The sequence below is a fragment of the Streptomyces pimonensis genome (assembly GCF_041380215.1).
Taxonomy (GTDB): domain Bacteria; phylum Actinomycetota; class Actinomycetes; order Streptomycetales; family Streptomycetaceae; genus Streptomyces; species Streptomyces pimonensis.
Genome location: NZ_JAHWZY010000013.1, coordinates 115,626 through 133,380 on the forward strand (window position 1 = coordinate 115,626; position 17,755 = coordinate 133,380).

A 17,755-nucleotide genomic window follows, 5' to 3' on the forward strand; every position below is an offset into this window, starting at 1 on the left:
CGAAAGCGGCGGATCGCATGCGATGTACGTGAGCTCACGCGCGCTGCGCCTGAGCCAGGGAAGGGAACGGCCGCTGACTGTCCACCACCTCAACCAGCTCCTGCTCGTCTGCTCGATCGTCCTGCTCGTCGCCGTCGCAGCGGTCCGGATCTCCTCGCGCAGCGGACTCCCCAGCCTGCTCGTCTACCTGGGCATCGGCATCGCCCTGGGCCAGGACGGCATCGGCGGCATCCACTTCGACGACGCCGGGCTGACCCAGGTCATCGGATACGCGGCCCTGGTCGTGATCCTGGCCGAGGGCGGTCTGGGCACGAAGTGGACGGAGGTGAGACCGATCCTGCCCGCCGCCGCCGCGCTCGCGCTGACCGGCGTCGCGGTGAGCGTCGGCGTCACGGCGTCGGCCGCGCACTTCCTGGTCGGGCTGGAGTGGCGGCAGGCACTGATCATCGGCGCGGTGGTGTCCTCGACCGACGCGGCGGCCGTCTTCTCGGTGCTGCGGAAGATCCCGCTCCCCGCGCGGGTGACGGGCGCGCTGGAGGCGGAGTCCGGCTTCAACGACGCGCCCGTCGTCATCCTGGTCGTCGCCTTCTCCGCGACCGGACCCGTCGAGCACTGGTACGTCCTGGTCGGCGAGATAGTGCTGGAGCTGGCCATCGGCGCCGCCATCGGCCTCGCGGCGGGCTGGCTGGGCGCCTGGGGGCTGCGGCACGTGGCACTGCCCGCCTCCGGCCTCTATCCGATCGCCGTCATGGCCATCGCGGTCGCCGCCTACGCGTTCGGCGCCCTCGCCCACGGCAGCGGCTTCCTCGCCGGCTACCTCGCCTCGATGGTGCTGGGCAACGCCAGACTGCCGCACTGGCCCGCCACCCGCGGCTTCGCCGAAGGGCTCGGCTGGATCGCCCAGATCGGCATGTTCGTCCTGCTCGGCCTGCTCGTCACCCCGCACGAGCTGGGCGACGACATCGTGCCCGCACTGGTCATCGGACTGGCGCTCACCGTGGTGGCCCGCCCGCTGAGCGTCGTCGTCTGCCTGCTGCCCTTCCGGGTGCCCTGGCAGGAGCAGACGCTGATGTCCTGGGCGGGACTGCGCGGCGCCGTGCCCATCATCCTGGCGACGATCCCGATGGTGCAGGGCGTCGCCGGGAGCGAGCGGATCTTCAACATCGTCTTCGTCCTGGTCGTCGTCTACACCCTCGTCCAGGGGCCGACCCTGCCCTGGCTGGCCCGCAGACTGCGCCTGGGCTCGGACTCCGCCGCCGACCTCGGCATCGAGTCGGCCCCCCTGGAGCGGCTGCGCGGACACCTGCTGTCGGTCGCCATCCCGGCCGGGTCGAGGATGCACGGCGTGGAGGTCGCCGAGCTGCGGCTGCCGGCCGGCGCCGCCGTCACCCTCGTCGTACGCGACGGCACGTCCTTCGTGCCGTCGCCGTCGACGGTGCTGCGCCGCGGGGACGAACTGCTCGTCGTCGCCACGGACCCGGTGCGGGACGCCGTCGAACGGCGCCTGCGCGCGGTCGGCCGGGGCGGCAAGCTGGCCGGCTGGCTGGGCGCCGACGAACCGCCGACGGAACGCTGACGGCTCACGGGCCGGCCGGCGACGTGCCCGATCTCACAGCGGACGGCAGGTGGTCCCTGTAGAATGCAGACGACCCCAGATCGAACCAACTCTGCCTGACGCAGAGCTGGCGCGACCGTATGGCGGCCGGAGCGCCCTGAGCTGTGGCGCCGGCATCTACCGCAGTCAGCGCAAGAGGACAGCTCTCGGCGTGCCCGCACACCGCGCGGGCCGCTACCAGGTGGCGGAAAGGCACGGGCCGTGGCATCCACGGTCACCACGTCGGAGGACCCGGCGGCCACCTCCCGACCGGGCTACGGCCGGCTGCTGCGCACGCGCGGCGCGTGGACGTTCCTGCTCCCCGGCTTCGCGGCGCGCCAGCCGTTCGCGATGCTCACCCTCTCCATCGTGCTGCTGGTGCAGCACACCACCGGCTCGTACGGCGCGGCCGGCGCCGTCGCGGCCGCCACCGGCGTCTCCATGGCGCTGTTCGCGCCCTACAGCGGCCGTCTCGCCGACCGCCACGGACAGCGCGCCGTCCTCGTGCCCGGCGTCCTGGTGCACACGGCGGCCGGACTGGCCCTCACTGCACTGGCGCTGTCCCACGCGCCCCTGTGGGCGCTGTTCGCCGCCGCCGTGCCCACGGGCGCCTCGGTGCCGCAGATCGGACCCATGGTGCGGGCCCGCTGGGGCGTGCGGCTCAAGGACTCCCCGCTGATGACCACCGCGGCGGCCTTCGAGTCCGTCACCGACGAGTTCACCTTCGTCGTCGGACCGCTGCTGGCCACGGCCCTGTGCACGGCCGTCGACCCGGCTGCGGGCCTGCTCACCGAGGCCGGGCTGACGCTGGTCGGCGGCCTGCTGTTCGCCGCGCAGAAGGGCACCCAGCCCGGGGCGGGACGCGACGGGCACGCGCGCGTGGAGCACGTCTCCGCGCTGCGCGTGCCCGGTGTGCGCGTGCTGATCGTGGCCTTCCTGGGCATCGGTTCCGTCTTCGGCGGCATGCAGGTCTCGCTGGCCGCGTTCACCGAGTCGATCGGCGAGCCCGGACTGAACGGCGTCCTCTACGGCGTCTTCGCCGCGGGCAACATGCTCTCCGGCGTCGCCTGCGGCGCGATCGCCTGGAAGGCCGCCCCGCAGCGGCGCCTGGTGATCGGCTACACGGCGCTCGCACTGACCGCGTCGGCCCTGTGGACCGCCCACTCGGCGCTGCTGCTGGCCGGCCTCGGCCTGCTGGTCGGCATGTGCATCGCACCGGCCCTGATCACCGGCTACACGCTGGTGGAGAACCTGGTCCCGGCGGGCGCCCGCACCGAGGCCTTCACCTGGCTGACCGGCGCCGTCGCGCTCGGCCAGGCGGCGGCCGTCACGGTCGCCGGGCAACTGGAGGACCGCCTGTGGGGCGGCGCCGGCTTCCTGGTGCCGATGGCCGGTACGGTGCTGGCCCTCGTGACGCTGCTGACGCTGCGGTCCCGGCTGGCCGCGGGCCCGCACGGACGCACCGCCGCACGTGGCGTGGGTCACCGCAGGCCCGCCGCAGTGGACTGAGCCCGCGGAATACGTCACTATGGACCGTCGTTAGCACTCATCGAGTGAGAGTGCCAGGAGGAAGACAGTGCCGACCTACCAGTACCAGTGCACCGAGTGCGGCGAGGGCCTCGAGGCGGTGCAGAAGTTCACCGACGACGCGCTGACCGAGTGCCCCGGATGCCAGGGCCGCCTGAAGAAGGTGTTCTCGGCCGTGGGCATCGTCTTCAAGGGCTCCGGCTTCTACCGCAACGACAGCCGCGGTTCCTCGTCGAGCAGCTCGCCGACGTCGTCGAAGTCGTCGAGCACCTCGTCGTCGGCGTCCTCCTCCTCGGACTCAGGTGCGGGCTCGTCGTCCGGCTCGGCCGGCTCCTCCGGTTCGGGCAGCACCGCCGGCACCACCGCCGCGTAAGGCCTCTTCCTCCCAGGACCCTGTCGTCGTCCGACGACGGGGTCCTCGGCGTTTCCGGGTGCGGTTAGGGTGCGGGGCATGGCGAACAAGGCGAACGCCGGAATCGGCGTGATCGGCGGCTCCGGTTTCTACTCCTTCCTCGACGACGTGACCGAGGTCCAGGTGGACACCCCGTACGGGGCGCCCAGCGACTCCCTCTTCCTCGGCGAGGTGGCCGGCCGTCGGGTCGCCTTCCTGCCCCGGCACGGACGCGGCCACCATCTGCCGCCGCACCGCATCAACTACCGGGCCAACCTGTGGGCACTGAGGTCGGTCGGCGTGCGCCAGGTCCTCGGGCCGTGCGCGGTCGGCGGCCTGCGGCCCGAGTACGGGCCGGGCACGCTGCTGGTGCCGGACCAGCTCGTGGACCGTACGAAGTCCCGGACGGGCACCTACTTCGACGGGCTGCCACTGCCCGACGGCACGGTGCCGAACGTGGTCCACGTGTCGCTGGCCGACCCCTACTGCCCCACCGGGCGGGCCGTCGCGCTGGAAGCGGCACGGGACCGGGACTGGGAGCCGGTGGACGGCGGCACGCTGGTCGTGGTGGAGGGGCCGCGCTTCTCCACCCGCGCCGAGTCGTCGTGGCACCGGGCGCAGGGCTGGTCGGTGGTGGGCATGACCGGTCATCCCGAGACCGCGCTCGCCCGTGAACTGGAGCTCTGCTACACCTCCCTGAACCTGGTCACCGACCTGGACGCCGGCGCCGAGACCGGTGAGGGCGTCTCCCACGACGAGGTGCTGCGGGTGTTCTCCGCCAACGTGGACCGGCTGCGGGGCGTGCTCTTCGACGCGGTGGCCGCGCTGCCGGCGACGGAGGAGCGGGGCTGTCCGTGCGCGTCGGCGCTGGGCGGCATGGACCCGGGGTTCGCGCTGCCGTAACCGCTCACGCGGCGGAACGTCCCGTTCGGGTGGGGGAGTTCTCCACAGGCTCGCGGTACGTCCACAGGGCCCGGCAGGGCGCGTCGCCAGGCCCCATCGTGGGAGTCGCAAGCCGGTCCCTCGTCTCAGGTGGTGGTCCCCGTGTCCCGTCCTCCCTCCTCGCTCCACTCCCCCTCCCTCACCGTCCCCCGCCCACCCGGCACCACTTCCCCCCGCCCACCCGGCACCGCTTCCCCCCGCCCACCCGGCCCTGAGGTCCCTCCCCCGTGCGAGGTGCCGCACTTCGCCCCGGTACGGGTGCGCAGCGCCCTGCCCCTGCCCGGCCGGCTGGTACGGCACCGGAGGCGGGCCGTGGCGCTCGGCCTCGCGGTCACGGCGGCGGCGCTGGTGGCGGCGGGACCGCGGGACACGGACCGGTCCCGCGGGCACCCCGACGGGTCCGCGGCAGCCCGTGCCGCCGCGGTCTCCCCCGGGGACCGCCCCGCGCGGCACGCGGGTACGACGGTCACGGCGGCGGTGCGGATCGTCGACGCGGCCACGGTACGGCTGCTGCGACCGGGCGACCGGGTGGACGTGATCGCCGCCGGGGAGACGGGGTCCGGGGGCGGGGCCCGCGTGGTCGCGCGCGGGGCACGGGTGACCGAGGTGCCGGAAGCGGCGGCCGGGGCGGACGACGGCGGGGCGCTGCTCGTGCTGTCGGTACCGCGCACCACCGCGGCCGGCCTGGTCGGCGCGAGCGCCACGGCACGGCTGGCGGTGACGATGTGGTGACCGGTGTTCTCCCGGTCCTCGCCCGCACGTGGGGCCCTTTCGCCGGGCGGCCCGGTTGGACCGGCCGGCACCGGTGTGACGTAGGTTGCGGAGCGCTTCCTTCCGCACCGTACGCACGAGAGATGGGGCCCCGCAGTGAGCGACCAGGAGAAGACGAGCACCCTGCAGGGCTTCAAGGCCTTCCTGATGCGTGGCAACGTCGTCGATCTGGCCGTGGCGGTGGTCATCGGCGCCGCCTTCACCAACATCGTCAACACGGTCGTGAAGGGCGTCATCAATCCGCTGGTGGGGGCCTTCGGCACCCAGGACCTGGACGGCTACAGCTCATGCCTGAAGGGCCCCTGCGAAGGCGCCGGCGATGCCGCGACCGGGGTCAGGATCCTGTGGGGCTCGGTCCTCGGGGCGACGCTGCAGTTCCTGATCACCGCGGCGGTCGTCTACTTCCTGATGGTGCTGCCCATGGCGAAGTACCTGGCCCGGGTGGAGTCCCGCAGGAAGGCGAAGGAGGGCACCCGCGAGGTCGTCGAGATCACCGAGCTGGAGGTGCTCAAGGAGATCCGCGACACCCTCGTCGCGCAGCGCGGCACGGGGCAGGGCCCGCGGTAGCGGCGGCCCGTCGGCGGGCGGGTCAGAGGTGGTGGGGCGGCTTCTCGTCGAGGAAGCGCTTCAGATCGGCGGCGCTGTCGCCGGACGGGCGCTCGCCCCAGCCGCGGCCCGTGTCGTCCGAGGACTGCTGGTCCAGCGGATCGTCGAAGACCAGCGCAGGCCGGGGCTCGCTCGGGCGGGGATCGGGAGCGGTGCTCATACGTCCAGGGTACGGCCGCCCCCGACCGGGCAGTACTGGCCCCATGACAACTGACGCTCTGACGGATGTGGCCGGGGTGCGCGTGGGGCACGCGACGCGTACCGGCGACGGATGGCTCACGGGCACCACGGTCGTGCTCGCGCCCGAGGGCGGGGCCGTGGCCGCGGTGGACGTGCGCGGCGGCGGCCCCGGCACGAAGGAGACCGACGCACTCGATCCGCGCAACCTGGTGCGGAAGGTCGAGGCGGTCGTGCTGACCGGGGGCAGCGCGTACGGGCTCGACGCGGCGTCCGGGGTGATGGCCTGGCTGGAGGAGCGGGGACGCGGGGTGCGCGTCGGGCCGGATCCCGCGCAGGTGGTGCCGGTGGTGCCGGCGGCCTGTGTCTTCGATCTGGGCCGGGGCGGCGACTTCCGGGCCCGGCCGGACGCGGCCATCGGTCGTGCCGCGGTCGAGGCGGCGGCGAGCGAGCGGGGCGCGGCGGTGCCGCAGGGGTGCGTGGGAGCCGGTACGGGCGCGGTGGTCGGGCAGGTGAAGGGCGGCATCGGCACCGCGAGCACGGTGCTGGAGTCGGGCATCACGGTGGCCTCGCTGGTGGTGGCCAACGCGGCGGGGTCGGCGGTGGATCCGGAGACGGGGGCGCTGTACGGGGAGCTGTTCCAGGGCCGGGTGCGTTACCCGGAGCCGGAGGTGCACGGGGCCGCGCTGCGGCGGCTCGCGGAGGTGGCCGAGCGGAACGCGGCTCCGCCGCTGAACACCACGCTCGCGGTGGTCGCCACCGACGCCGACCTGTCCAAGGCACAGGCGCAGAAACTGGCCGGCACCGCGCACGACGGCATCGCGCGGGCCGTACGACCGGTGCATCTGCTCAGCGACGGCGACACCGTCTTCACCCTGGCCACGGGCGCCCGCCCGCTGGACGCGGCGGACCCCCTGGCCCTGAACGAGGTCCTCGCGGCGGGCGCGGACCTGGTGACCCGTGCGATCGTACGGGCGGTGCGGGCCGCCACCCCGGTGGACGGTCCGGGCGGTTCGTGGCCGTCGTACGGGGAGTTGTACGGGGGGCGGTGAGCGGGCGGCGAGCGGGCGCTGAAAGGAGGAGACGGAGACCGACTGCCGAAGTACCGTTCACCCAGGAACAATTGACGCACGTCCGGGCGGTTCCGGGAATTACTCGTGTGCCCCGCTCGTTTTTGGCCATACGTTTTCTCGGTTCCTGGACACGACGTCCGGCCGAGGGGCTACGTTATGCACCCACAAGGTGACATGCAGCGACGCCGGGAGAAACCTTGAGCGTTCCGTACGAGACGGCAGCGTACGAACCATCCGACTCGCCCGATTCTCCGGAGGAGCACCTCGCGCGCCTCCTCGGGCGCGCCCTGAACTCCTTCGAGCTGCCGGACGAGACGATCCGGTCGCTGGACTGCGCGCTGGCGCACGACGGTTCACTGCACTCCGCGCACCACAGTGCGGGTCTGCACCGGGAGACGTACCGGCACACCTGGCTGCTCGCCGACGGTTCGGCGCTGACGCTCTGGGAGCTCGTGCACAACACGGTGCCGGGAGACGAACCGCAGCACGAGGTGTACGTGGACGAGGAGGAGCTGCGGACGGCCACGGCCAGGCTGCCGTTGCCGCCGGACGCACCGGACTTCGAACTGCCGGTGACGGTGCAGCTGCCGCCGCCCCCGGTGCTGCGGCACGCGTATGTTCCGGACGGTTCGGCGGATCACGCGCGCCGTTTACTGCGCAGGGCGGAGAACACGGACCGGCCGGGCGTGGAGACGGCCGCACTGCTGGCCACGGCGTGCGCGCACCGGATCACGCAGGCCTTCGGCCGCCCGTCCCTCGCGGGGCGTCCGGGACTGTCCTTCTCGCTCTACGAGCACGCGTTCCTGCTGGGTGACGGCGCGGAGCTGTCCGTGTGGGAGGTCGAGCACACGGTCACGCCGGACGGGCGGCACATGTGCGAGGTGTACGCCAGCGAGGACGCGGCGCGGGACGCGATGGAACGCCGGGCGGCGCAGGTCTCCTGACGCGGCGGCCGGGGCCGCGACTCAGGCCCCTTCGCTGAAGCGCCTCACCAGTACGGCGAACGCGTCGCGCTCCGCCGGGGTGAGCCGTACGGCTTCCTCGCAGGAACCGGTCCGCCGCTGGCGCGGGACCACCGGGGTGCCGTGAGGGGCGTGGCCGGTGTGCCGCTGACGGGCCGCCTCGCCGAAGGGCTCGCGTGCGCGCGTCCGTCCGCGTCGTCGCCGCAGGGCGTCGGCCAGGCCCGCCGCACAGGCCACGGCCACCAGGGTGAGGACGGTGGCTCCCGTCGTCCGCGAGAGCGTCGTGTACTCAGGCATGCGGCCCAGTACACACCACGATCCGGGGCCTTGACCCCGGATCGTGATGATCGTGATCTATATCGCAGTAGGCATGAAACGACCACACCTACCCAAACGGACGCACCGTCGTGCCGCTACGCGGCCACCGGCTGCCCGGTCTTCGTCGACGGCACCGACGTTCCCTCGCCCGCGCCCGTGGTGACCGGGGCCGGCCTGCGCAGGCCCTTGAGGACGGTCACCAGGGCCGTCGTGACGCAGACGCCCGCGGCGATGGCGACCAGGTAGAGGAGCGGGTTGCCGATCAGCGGGACCACGAAGATGCCGCCGTGCGGGGCGCGCAGGGTGGCGCCGAAGGACATCGACAGGGCGCCGGTGACCGCGCCGCCCGCCATGGAGGCGGGGATCACCCGCAGCGGGTCGGCGGCGGCGAACGGGATCGCGCCCTCGGAGATGAAGGAGGCGCCCAGGACCCAGGCGGCCTTGCCGTTCTCGCGTTCGGTGCGGTTGAAGAGCTTGCCGCGGACCGTGGTGGCCAGCGCCATCGCCAGCGGCGGCACCATGCCGGCGGCCATCACCGCGGCCATGATCTTCATTGCGGAGTCGCTGGGGCTCGCGACGGCGATCCCGGCGGTGGCGAAGGTGTAGGCGACCTTGTTGACCGGACCACCCAGATCGAACGTCATCATCAGGCCGAGGAGGGCGCCGAGCAGGACGGCGTTGGCGCCGGTGAGGCCGTTCAGCCAGTCGGTCATGGCCTGCTGCGCCTCGGCGATGGGCTTGCCGATGACGACGAACATCAGGAAGCCGACGACCGCCGTGGAGATCAGCGGAATCACCACCACCGGCATGATGCCGCGCAGCGCCGCCGGGATGCGCACCTTCTGGATCGCGATCACCACACCGCCGGCGATCAGACCGGCCGCGAGACCGCCGAGGAATCCGGCACTGACGGTGAGCGAGATCGCGCCGCCGACGAAGCCGGGCACCAGGCCGGGCCGGTCGGCCATGCCGTAGGCGATGTAGCCGGCCAGCACGGGGACGAGGAAGCCGAAGGCGACGCCGCCGACCTGGAAGAGCAGCGCGCCCCAGCTGGCGGCCTGGGTCCACACGAAGTGGTCCATCACCGACGGCGCCTCGTTGATCTCGTAGCCGCCGATCGCGAAGCCGAGGGCGATGAGCAGACCGCCCGCCGCGACGAACGGCACCATGTAGCTGACGCCGGACATCAGCCATGTGCGCAGCTTGGTGCCGTAGCCCTCGCCGCTGTCACCGGCCCGCTCGACGGGTGTACCGCCGGACGCGGCCGCCGCGGTGACCTCGCCGCGTCCGGCCTTGCCGCGGACCTCGGTGATCAGGTCGGCGGGGCGGTTGATGGCCGCCTTGACGCCGGTGTCGACGGTCGGCTTGCCCGCGAAGCGTTCCTTCTCCCGTACGGGGACGTCGTGGGCGAAGATCACCCCGTCCGCCGCCGCGATCACGGCCGGGTCGAGCCGGGCGAAGCCGGCCGAGCCCTGGGTCTCGACGGTGATCTCGACACCGGCTTCCCGGCCGGCGTTCTCCAGCGACTCGGCGGCCATGTAGGTGTGGGCGATGCCGGTGGGGCAGGAGGTGACGGCGACGATCCGGAACGAACCGCCCTCCTCGGGGGTGGCGGTGCCCGTGGCGGCGCCGGCGGAGGCCGCCGCCGGCGCCGCCACGGAGTCCTCGGGTCCGGCTTCCTCGCCCCGGATGAGCGCCGCGGCCGCCCCCGCGTCGCCCACCGACCGCAGGACATCGGTGAACTCGGCGTTCATCAGCTGCCGGGCCAGCGACGACAGGATCGTCAGATGGGCGTCGTCGGCGCCGGCCGGGGCCGCGATCAGGAAGATCAGGTCGGCGGGTCCGTCCGCCGCGCCGAAGTCGATCCCGGCGGTGCTGCGCCCGAAGGCCAGCGTGGGCTCGGTGACGTGCTCGCTTCGGCAGTGCGGGATGCCGATGCCGCCGTCGAGGCCGGTCGGCATCTGCGCCTCGCGGGCGGCGACGTCGGCGAGGAAGCCGTCCAGGTCGGTCACCCGGCCCAGGGCCACCATGCGCTCGGCGAGGGCGCGCGCCGCCGCCTCCTTGGTGTCGGCGGACAGGTCGAGATCGACCAGTTCCGCGGTGATCATGTCACTCATCGCGGGCTCCTTCGCACGCGTATCGCCCGTGCAGCGGGGTGGGCGGAAGGGGGGACGGGGGTGAGGAGGGGTGGTTCATGGCGCCGGCTCACGCAGCGCGCGGTCGGCGGGCACCTCGGCCGTGACGGTCACCGCGGCCGGGTCCAGGTCGGCCGGGGTCGGCATCACGCTGCCGGGGAGCCGGACGGCTGCCGCGCCGTGGGCCACCGCGGAGGCGAGCGCCTCGGGGCCGCGTCCGCCGGCGACGAGGAACCCGGCGAGCGAGGAGTCGCCGGCGCCCACGTTGCTGCGGACGACGTCCACCGCCGCGGTGCCGAACCAGGCGCCGTCGTCGTCCACGAGCAGCTGCCCGTCGGCGCCGAGGCTCGCGAGGACGGCCCGGGCGCCCATCCCCCGCAGCTCCTCCGCCGCCTTCAGAGCGTCGCCCACGGTGACCAGGGGCCGCCCCACGGCCTCCGCCAGCTCCTGCGCGTTCGGCTTCACCACGTCGGGCCGCTCGCGCAGGGCCGCGAGCAGTGCGGGCCCGGAGGTGTCCAGCGCGATGCGTACGCCGACGGCGTGCACCCGGACGACCAGTTCGGCGTACCAGGAGGGGGCGAGTCCGCGCGGCAGGCTGCCACAGCAGGCGATCCAGTCGGCGCCCGGGGACTGCCGGCGCACGGTGTCCAGCAGCAGTTCCTGTTCGGCCGGCGTCAGTTCCGGGCCCGGCGCGTTGATCTTCGTGAGCACGCCGTCCGCCTCGGCGAGCGCGATGTTGGAGCGGGTGGCGCCGGCGACCGGGACCGGAGCGACCTCGATGCCCTGCGCGTCGAGCAGGTCGGCGACCAGTGCGCCCGGCGCGCCGCCCAGGGGCAGCACGGCGATCGTGCGCCGGCCGGCCGCGGTGACGGCGCGCGAGACGTTGACCCCCTTGCCGCCGGGGTCGACGCGTTCGCCGGTGGCCCGGACGACCTCGCCGCGGTCCAGCGAGGGGACCTCGTAGGTGCGGTCCAGCGACGGATTGGGGGTGACGGTGAGGATCATGCGCGTACCACTTCCGTGCCGCCGCGCTCGATCGCGGCGGCGTCCTGCGGGTCGAGCCCGGTGTCGGTGATCAGCAGGTCCACGTCGCCCAGGTCGCCGAAGCGGGCGAAGTGTTCCTGGCCGTGCTTGGAGGAGTCGGCGAGCAGCACCACGCGGCGGGCGGCGGCCACGGCCGCGCGCTTCACGGCGGCCTCGGCGAGGTCGGGCGTGGTCAGCCCGTGTTCGGCGGAGAAGCCGTTGGCGGCCACGAACAGGACGTCCGCACGGATCTCGGCGTACGCGCGCAGCGCCCAGGCATCCACGGCGGCGCGCGTACGGTGCCGTACGCGCCCTCCGACGAGGTGGAGCTGGATGCCGGGGTGGTCGGCGAGACGGGCCGCGATGGGCAGGCTGTGGGTGACGACGGTGAGGGAGACCTCCGCCGGCAGGGCTCCGGCGAACCGCGCGACCGTCGAGCCGGCGTCGACGATCAGCGTCCCGTCGACCGGGAGTTCCGCGAGGGCGGCCCTGGCGATGCGGTCCTTCTCGTCGGCCGCGGTGGTCTCCCGCTCGGCGAGGTCCGGCTCGAAGTCGAGGCGTCCGGCCGGGATGGCGCCGCCGTGCACCCTGCGCACCAGGCCGGCGCGGTCCAGCGCCTTCAGGTCCCGGCGGATGGTCTCGGCGGTCACCTCGAACGCCTCGGCCAGCGAGACCACGTCCACCCGGCCGCTGTCGCGGGCGAGCCGGAGGATCTCCTGCTGGCGTTCCGGTGCGTACATGTCCGCCACCCCCTGCCCCTTCATGCCCGAACGTGTGGTTTCACTCGGAGAGTACGTCGAGATGTCCGGAAAGTAAACGGGCGAAGGAGGGGATCGGACATGAACAGACTTCCGCTTGTGTCCGTTCTCTGTGCCAGGGGATACCGGAGGGGCCCGGCACCCCCTGTGTGCCGGGCCCCTCCCGTCCGCCGCCCGCGTCCGCTCAGGACACCGGTTCCAGCTCCTTTTCCACCGTCTCCGGGGCCTCCGCCGCCCCCTCCACGTGCTGGGCGGGGCGCTCGGGCAGGGCGAACATCAGCAGGAGGATCACGCCCAGCACCGCGGCCACCCAGCCCAGCGCGTGCTGGAAGCCGTCCGCGAAGGCCGGGCCCACCTCGGCCGGGGCGAGGTGTTCGTCGATCACCCCGAAGAACACCACCGACACCAGGCCGAGCCCCAGCGCGTTCCCCATCTGCTGCACGGTGTTGATCAGGCCCGACGCCGACCCGGCGTGCTCGCGCGGCACCTCGGACAGCACCGCGTCCGTCAGCGGGGCCACGATCAGCCCCATGCCGACTCCCATGACCGTCAGCGGGAGCGCCATCTGCCAGGAGGTGATGTCCATGCCGTAGCGCTCGGACTCCCAGATGTAGAGCAGGACGCCCGCCGCCATCACCAGCGCGCCCGCCTGGAGCACCTTGCGCCCGTAGCGCGGTACCAGCAGCTGCACCGACGTCCCGGCCGCCGCGGAGACCGCGACGGAGAACGGCACCCCGGTCAGCCCGGCCCGCAGCGCGCTCCAGCCCAGGCCGATCTGCATGTACAGCGTCCAGACCAGGAAGAAGATGCCGAGGCCGACCCCGAACACCGTCTGCACCGCGATGCCCGCGGCGAAGCTCTTCACCCGGAACAGCGACAGCTCGATCAGCGGGGAACCGTCCCGCGCCCCCTTGCGCCGCTCGTACGCCACCAGCGCCCCGAAGACCACCAGCGCGCCGGCCATCGACACGTGCCCCCACAGTGGCCAGCCCAGCTCACGGCCACGGATCAGCGGGTAGAGCAGCATCAGCAGACCCAGCGTGACCAGCGCGACGCCCACCAGGTCCAGTCTCAGGGCGCGCGGCGCCTTCGACTCGGTGATGAAACGGCTGCCGAGGATCAGGCCCGCGACGCCGACCGGCAGGTTGATCAGGAAGATCGGCCGCCATTCCAGGCCGAACAGGTTCCACTCGGTCAGCAGCGCGCCGAGCAGCGGCCCGGACACCGCGCCCAGGCCGACGATCGCGCCGAACAGCCCGAACACCTTGCCCCGCTCGTGCGGCGGGAAGGTCGCGTGCACGATCGACAGGACCTGCGGCACCATCAGCGCCGCCGTGGCGCCCTGCAGGATGCGGGAGACGACCAGCATCTCCGGGTTCACGGCGAAGCCGCACAGCGCGGAGGCGAGGGTGAAGCCGCCGATGCCGAGGAGGAAGATCCGCTTGCGGCCGTGGATGTCGCCGAGCCGGCCGCCGGTGACCAGCCCGGCGGCGAAGGCCAGCGCGTAGCCGGCGGTGATCCACTGGATCTGGCTGAAGGTCGCGCCCTCGTCGCGCTGGATCGACGGGATCGCGATGTTGACGATCGTGACGTCGACGAGGTCCATGAAGGCAGCGGTCATCACGATCGCCAGCGCGTACCAGCGGCGACGGTCACCCGCGACGGGCCGCGGTGCCTGCGGAGTGTCGGTGGAGTTCATGTCCCGGAAGCTATTCCCCCATTAGGTCGGATCGTGTCCTAGTTGCACGGCATCCTCGTTTCATGACGACGGACACCCCGGCCCGGCTCCTCCAACTCCTCTCCCTCCTCCAGACGCCCCGCGAATGGCCCGGCGGCGAGCTGGCCGACCGGCTCGGGGTCTCCCGGCGCACGGTCCGGCGGGACATCGACCGGCTGCGCGAGCTCGGCTATCCCGTACAGGCGACCCTCGGCGCGGACGGCGGCTACCGGCTCGTCGCCGGCAAGGCGATGCCGCCGCTGGTGCTCGACGACGAGGAGGCGGTGGCCATCGCGGTCGGACTGCGGGCCGGCGCCGGGCACGCGCTGGAGGGCGTGGACGAGGCTTCCGTACGGGCGCTGGCCAAACTGGAGCAGGTGCTGCCCGGCAGGCTGCGCCACCGCGTCAGCACGCTCCAGGCCGCGACCACCCCACTGACCAGCGGCGACGGTGCGACGATCGCGCCGGAGACGCTCACCGTCATGGCCTCCACGGTGGCCGGGCACGAGCGGCTGCGGTTCGCCTACCGGGCCGCCGACGGCACCGAGTCGCGGCGGGTGACCGAGCCGTACCGGCTGGTGTCGACCGGGCAGCGCTGGTACCTCGTGGCGTACGACCTCGACCGCGCGGACTGGCGGACGTTCCGCGTCGACCGGGTGAGCGACCCCTTCGCGACCGGGGTGCGGTTCACCCCGCGCGAACTGCCCACCGGGAGCGCGGCGGAGTTCCTGCGCCGGTCCATGTACCGCGTGCAGGAGTCGTACGAGATGGTCGTCACCTTCGCCGCACCGGCCGGGAGCGTGGCGGCCCGCCTCCCGGGATGGCTGGGCCCGCCCGAGCCGCTGGACGAGAACAGCTGCCGGCTGCGCGCCACGATGAGCGGCGCCAAGGAATGGACGGCGGTACGGCTGGCGACGCTGGGGTACGAGTTCACGGTGCAGGAGCCCCCGGAGCTGGTCCAGGTGGTAAGGGAGTTGGGTGCACGGATGAGCCGGGCGGCGGGCGACGCGGCGTGACACGGCGTCGTGCCCTTCGGAAGCAACCGTGACCTGGCCCGGACTTCCCGGAAGAGCCGTGACCTGGCGTCGAGCCATAGGGAAAGGCTCACCCTCCGGCGTCGGCCCTCCCGAGAAGGACCCGCGCGTCACCGCCGGGCCCACCGGGAACGACCGCGCGTCGCCGCCGGACCCGCAGGAAAAACCGCACGCCGACGTCAAGCTCGCCGGGAACGACCGCGCTTCGGCGTCAGGACCTGCCAGGAGAAACCGCACGCCGACATCAGGCCTGCCGGGAGAAACCGCACGCCGACGTCAAGCTCGCCGGGAACGACCGCGCTTCGGCGTCAGGACCTGCCAGGAGAAACCGCACGCCGACATCAGGCCTGCCGGGAGAAACCGCACGCCGGTGTCACGTCCCCCACGCGAAGCCCCGTAGCGCCGCCAGGTTGGCGACCGCCAGTTCGGCCGGGCCCCGGGGCCCCTCGGCGGGGCCGTCGCCCGCTGCCCAGCTCTCCATGGCCGTGCGCACGGCCGCGCTCGCGACGGCGGCGGTGAAGCACAGCCGGGTGCGGTCGGCAACGTTGCCGGCGTCGTACGGGACGTGAGCGGCCGTCAGCCGCTCCGCCAGCGCCTCCGCCAGGATCCGCTCCGACGCCCGGCACGCCTCCGCCCACACCCGGCGCAGGGCGGGGTTCGCCTCGGCCAGCCGGATCAGGGTGCGCACCCAGTCCCAGGAGGCCGCCGACACCCCGAGGCCAGGGGTGAGCGTGTGACGCACGGCGTCCTCCAGGACCCGCGGCAGGGGCACCTCGGCGGGCGCGGCGCGCACCGCCGCCACCCAGCGCTGGGCGCCGGTGGCGTAGAGCGGGCCGATGGCCTCTTCCTTGCTGGCGAAGTACCGGTAGAAGGTACGCGGGGCGATACCGGCCGCCCGGGCGATGTCCTCGGCACGGGTGGCCCGCAGGCCCTGTCGGACGAAGAGACCGGCCGCCGCGCGGGCGATCTCCATACGGGTCTCGGCCTTGCGCCGTTCGGTCAGCGAGACCGTGGGAGGCGGAGGGGGCGAGGTCGGGGTGGTGCTGCTCACGCCCGGCAGGCTATGCCCATGTGACACAATCTGCCATCTGGCGGGCCACCCCGGGGTTCAGGTCCGGGGTGACCCGCTCGAGCGGCCGCTCGCCCGCACGAGAGAGCCGGGCCCGGCGCCCGGGGGGGGAGGGCGCCGAACCCGGCTTGGGAAGTCCCGGCGCCGGGGGGGTGTGCGTCGGGACGTGGCTCGGTGGGTCGAGGATCTCAGGAGACCCGAAGTCCGAACTCCTGGCCTGGAGTTCTTGTTCCCGGGGTGCGGCGGGTTGAAGCGACGGGGAACGGCCATGTTTTGCGCGGTCCTTCGCCACCCGGCGTGCGCGGCCGGGACCTGACACGGTCCCCATCGCTCCCCCTGTCTCCGGGCGACGGTATCGACGTCAGCGTGTCGGACCCGGCGGTCGCACCGCCGGCGGTCCGACCGTCACACCACCGCGCAGCCCGGATCCTCACGCTCCCACTCCGTCCGGATCCTCACGCCGCCGCGTCGAAGCCGGTGTCGCGGGCCAGCTTCTTCAGCTCGAGCAGTGCGTGCTTCTCGATCTGGCGGATGCGCTCGCGGGTCAGGCCGTGCTCCCTGCCGACCTCGGTCAGGGTGCGCTCGCGGCCGTCCTCGATGCCGTACCGCATCTTGATGATGGAGGCCGTGCGCTGGTCCAGGCGGCCGATCAGGTCGTCCAGCTCCTCGCTGCGCAGCAGCGTCAGCACCGACTGCTCCGGCGACACCGCCGAGGTGTCCTCCAGCAGGTCACCGAACTGTGTCTCGCCCTCGTCGTCCACCGACATGTTCAGCGAGACCGGGTCACGGGCCCAGTCGAGCACGTCGACGACGCGCTCCGGGGTGGAGCCCAGCTCGGCGGCGATCTCCGCGGGCTCCGGGTCACGGCCGTGCTCGCGGTTGAACTCCCGCTGCACGCGCCGTATCCGGCCCAGCTCCTCCACCAGGTGGACGGGCAGGCGGATGGTGCGCGACTGGTCGGCTATCGACCGGGTGATGGCCTGTCGGATCCACCAGGTCGCGTACGTCGAGAACTTGAAGCCCTTGCGGTAGTCGAACTTCTCGACCGCGCGGACCAGGCCGGCGTTGCCCTCCTGGATCAGGTCGAGCAGCGGCAGGCCGCTGCGCGGATAACGACGGGCCACGGCGACGACCAGGCGGAGGTTGGAACGGATGAAGACGTCCTTCGCCCGCTCGCTCGCGTCGACCAGGGCCCGGAGCTCCTCGGGGGTGGCTCCGGCCTTGTTCTCCTCGATGCCGTCGAGGATCTGCTGCGCGAACACACCCGCTTCGATGATCTGGGACAGCTCGACTTCCTTGGCTGCGTCGAGCAGCGGCGTGCGCGCGATCTCGTCCAGGTACATGCCGACCAGGTCGCGGTCGGCGATCTCGCCGCCATGGGCGCGGACATTGCGTGCCGAGTCGGCCGTCTCGCCGGTGGCGGACTGACGACGGGCGACGGCGCGGGTTGCCATGCGTGCTCCCTTGCGATGATGAGGTCAGCGGGTGGTCCTGTGGACGCTCGACACGTCTCCCAGGTCCCTCCGGACTCTGGTCGAGTGCCCTGCATCTGATGGAAACAACGACTGGAATCCGGACAGAATTCCCAACCCGCCCACCGATTTTTCTGATCATGCAGTACCCTGTCCGGCCACGCGAGGAGGCATGACGCCGCCGGA

Annotated in this window: 17 protein-coding genes; 9 read left to right on the forward strand and 8 right to left on the reverse strand. The window is 73.0% G+C overall.

Annotation, left to right across the window (positions count from 1 at the left end; genetic code table 11):
- Nucleotides 1–22: 22 nt before the first annotated feature.
- From KYY02_RS15470 to KYY02_RS15495, 6 genes are all read left to right on the forward strand, one after another.
- On the forward strand, nt 23–1,576 hold the full coding sequence (locus KYY02_RS15470; protein WP_371238523.1) for a potassium/proton antiporter: 1,554 nt from the start codon (nt 23–25) through the stop codon (nt 1,574–1,576).
- A 240-nt stretch (nt 1,577–1,816) separates the two neighbouring features.
- Nucleotides 1,817–3,103, forward strand: coding sequence for an MFS transporter (locus tag KYY02_RS15475; protein WP_371238524.1), 1,287 nt, complete (start codon nt 1,817–1,819; stop codon nt 3,101–3,103).
- Nucleotides 3,104–3,170: 67 nt separating this feature from the next.
- Nucleotides 3,171–3,494, forward strand: a complete 324-nt coding sequence (locus KYY02_RS15480) for an FmdB family zinc ribbon protein (RefSeq protein WP_371238525.1) — start codon at nt 3,171–3,173, stop codon at nt 3,492–3,494.
- Nucleotides 3,495–3,572: 78 nt separating this feature from the next.
- Nucleotides 3,573–4,415 carry an S-methyl-5'-thioadenosine phosphorylase gene (locus KYY02_RS15485; RefSeq protein ID WP_371238526.1) on the forward strand — a complete coding sequence of 281 codons (843 nt, stop codon included), beginning with the start codon at nt 3,573–3,575 and terminating at the stop codon, nt 4,413–4,415.
- Between the two features lie 273 nt (nt 4,416–4,688).
- Nucleotides 4,689–5,186, forward strand: coding sequence for a hypothetical protein (locus KYY02_RS15490; RefSeq protein ID WP_371238527.1), 498 nt, complete (start codon nt 4,689–4,691; stop codon nt 5,184–5,186).
- A 186-nt stretch (nt 5,187–5,372) separates the two neighbouring features.
- Nucleotides 5,373–5,792, forward strand: coding sequence for an MscL family protein (locus KYY02_RS15495; RefSeq protein WP_371238587.1), 420 nt, complete (start codon nt 5,373–5,375; stop codon nt 5,790–5,792).
- Between the two features lie 22 nt (nt 5,793–5,814).
- Here the strand turns inward: KYY02_RS15495 and KYY02_RS15500 are convergent, their stop codons facing one another.
- On the reverse strand, nt 5,815–5,991 hold the full coding sequence (locus KYY02_RS15500) for a hypothetical protein (RefSeq protein ID WP_371238528.1): 177 nt from the start codon (nt 5,989–5,991) through the stop codon (nt 5,815–5,817).
- Nucleotides 5,992–6,034: 43 nt separating this feature from the next.
- On the opposite strand from KYY02_RS15500, the gene KYY02_RS15505 reads away from it, so the two are divergent.
- Nucleotides 6,035–7,060: a P1 family peptidase gene (locus KYY02_RS15505; RefSeq protein WP_371238529.1), complete on the forward strand. Its 1,026-nt coding sequence runs from the start codon at nt 6,035–6,037 to the stop codon at nt 7,058–7,060.
- A 218-nt stretch (nt 7,061–7,278) separates the two neighbouring features.
- Nucleotides 7,279–8,025 carry a DUF6227 family protein gene (locus KYY02_RS15510; protein WP_371238530.1) on the forward strand — a complete coding sequence of 249 codons (747 nt, stop codon included), beginning with the start codon at nt 7,279–7,281 and terminating at the stop codon, nt 8,023–8,025.
- A gap of 21 nt (nt 8,026–8,046) precedes the next feature.
- Here the strand turns inward: KYY02_RS15510 and KYY02_RS15515 are convergent, their stop codons facing one another.
- From KYY02_RS15515 to KYY02_RS15535, 5 genes are all read right to left on the reverse strand, one after another.
- On the reverse strand, nt 8,047–8,340 hold the full coding sequence (locus KYY02_RS15515; RefSeq protein ID WP_371238531.1) for a hypothetical protein: 294 nt from the start codon (nt 8,338–8,340) through the stop codon (nt 8,047–8,049).
- 116 nt (nt 8,341–8,456) lie between these two features.
- Nucleotides 8,457–10,478, reverse strand: a complete 2,022-nt coding sequence (locus KYY02_RS15520) for a PTS fructose transporter subunit IIABC (protein WP_371238532.1) — start codon at nt 10,476–10,478, stop codon at nt 8,457–8,459.
- 75 nt (nt 10,479–10,553) lie between these two features.
- Nucleotides 10,554–11,501: a 1-phosphofructokinase gene (gene pfkB / locus KYY02_RS15525; protein WP_371238533.1), complete on the reverse strand. Its 948-nt coding sequence runs from the start codon at nt 11,499–11,501 to the stop codon at nt 10,554–10,556.
- Complete coding sequence (locus KYY02_RS15530; protein WP_371238534.1) at nt 11,498–12,259, reverse strand: DeoR/GlpR family DNA-binding transcription regulator; 762 nt, start codon at nt 12,257–12,259, stop codon at nt 11,498–11,500. Before KYY02_RS15530 ends, pfkB begins: the two co-directional genes overlap by 4 nt.
- 202 nt (nt 12,260–12,461) lie before the next feature.
- A complete protein-coding gene (locus KYY02_RS15535) occupies nt 12,462–13,976 on the reverse strand; it encodes an MFS transporter (RefSeq protein ID WP_371238535.1) in 1,515 nt (504 codons plus the stop codon).
- Nucleotides 13,977–14,038: 62 nt separating this feature from the next.
- Here KYY02_RS15535 and KYY02_RS15540 point away from each other — a divergent pair, with 62 nt between their 5' ends.
- Nucleotides 14,039–15,010 carry a helix-turn-helix transcriptional regulator gene (locus KYY02_RS15540; RefSeq protein WP_371238536.1) on the forward strand — a complete coding sequence of 324 codons (972 nt, stop codon included), beginning with the start codon at nt 14,039–14,041 and terminating at the stop codon, nt 15,008–15,010.
- Nucleotides 15,011–15,401: 391 nt separating this feature from the next.
- Here KYY02_RS15540 and KYY02_RS15545 read toward each other — a convergent pair whose 3' ends face one another.
- Both KYY02_RS15545 and KYY02_RS15550 read right to left on the reverse strand, forming a co-directional pair.
- Nucleotides 15,402–16,079: a TetR family transcriptional regulator gene (locus KYY02_RS15545; RefSeq protein ID WP_371238537.1), complete on the reverse strand. Its 678-nt coding sequence runs from the start codon at nt 16,077–16,079 to the stop codon at nt 15,402–15,404.
- A gap of 473 nt (nt 16,080–16,552) precedes the next feature.
- Nucleotides 16,553–17,551 (reverse strand): sigma-70 family RNA polymerase sigma factor, encoded by a 999-nt coding sequence (locus KYY02_RS15550; protein ID WP_371238539.1) that lies wholly within the window; start codon nt 17,549–17,551, stop codon nt 16,553–16,555.
- Nucleotides 17,552–17,755: the final 204 nt, after the last annotated feature.

Coding starts and splice junctions, on each gene's coding strand:
- pfkB (WP_371238533.1), bottom strand. CDS start 11,501: ATGATCCTCACCGTCACCCCCAATCCGTCGCTGGACCGCACCTACGAG.
- KYY02_RS15550 (WP_371238539.1), bottom strand. CDS start 17,551: ATGGCAACCCGCGCCGTCGCCCGTCGTCAGTCCGCCACCGGCGAGACG.
- KYY02_RS15470 (WP_371238523.1), top strand. CDS start 23: ATGTACGTGAGCTCACGCGCGCTGCGCCTGAGCCAGGGAAGGGAACGG.
- KYY02_RS15505 (WP_371238529.1), top strand. CDS start 6,035: ATGACAACTGACGCTCTGACGGATGTGGCCGGGGTGCGCGTGGGGCAC.
- KYY02_RS15495 (WP_371238587.1), top strand. CDS start 5,373: ATGCGTGGCAACGTCGTCGATCTGGCCGTGGCGGTGGTCATCGGCGCC.
- KYY02_RS15535 (WP_371238535.1), bottom strand. CDS start 13,976: ATGAACTCCACCGACACTCCGCAGGCACCGCGGCCCGTCGCGGGTGAC.
- KYY02_RS15500 (WP_371238528.1), bottom strand. CDS start 5,991: ATGAGCACCGCTCCCGATCCCCGCCCGAGCGAGCCCCGGCCTGCGCTG.
- KYY02_RS15540 (WP_371238536.1), top strand. CDS start 14,039: ATGACGACGGACACCCCGGCCCGGCTCCTCCAACTCCTCTCCCTCCTC.
- KYY02_RS15515 (WP_371238531.1), bottom strand. CDS start 8,340: ATGCCTGAGTACACGACGCTCTCGCGGACGACGGGAGCCACCGTCCTC.
- KYY02_RS15530 (WP_371238534.1), bottom strand. CDS start 12,259: ATGTACGCACCGGAACGCCAGCAGGAGATCCTCCGGCTCGCCCGCGAC.
- KYY02_RS15485 (WP_371238526.1), top strand. CDS start 3,573: ATGGCGAACAAGGCGAACGCCGGAATCGGCGTGATCGGCGGCTCCGGT.
- KYY02_RS15520 (WP_371238532.1), bottom strand. CDS start 10,478: ATGAGTGACATGATCACCGCGGAACTGGTCGATCTCGACCTGTCCGCC.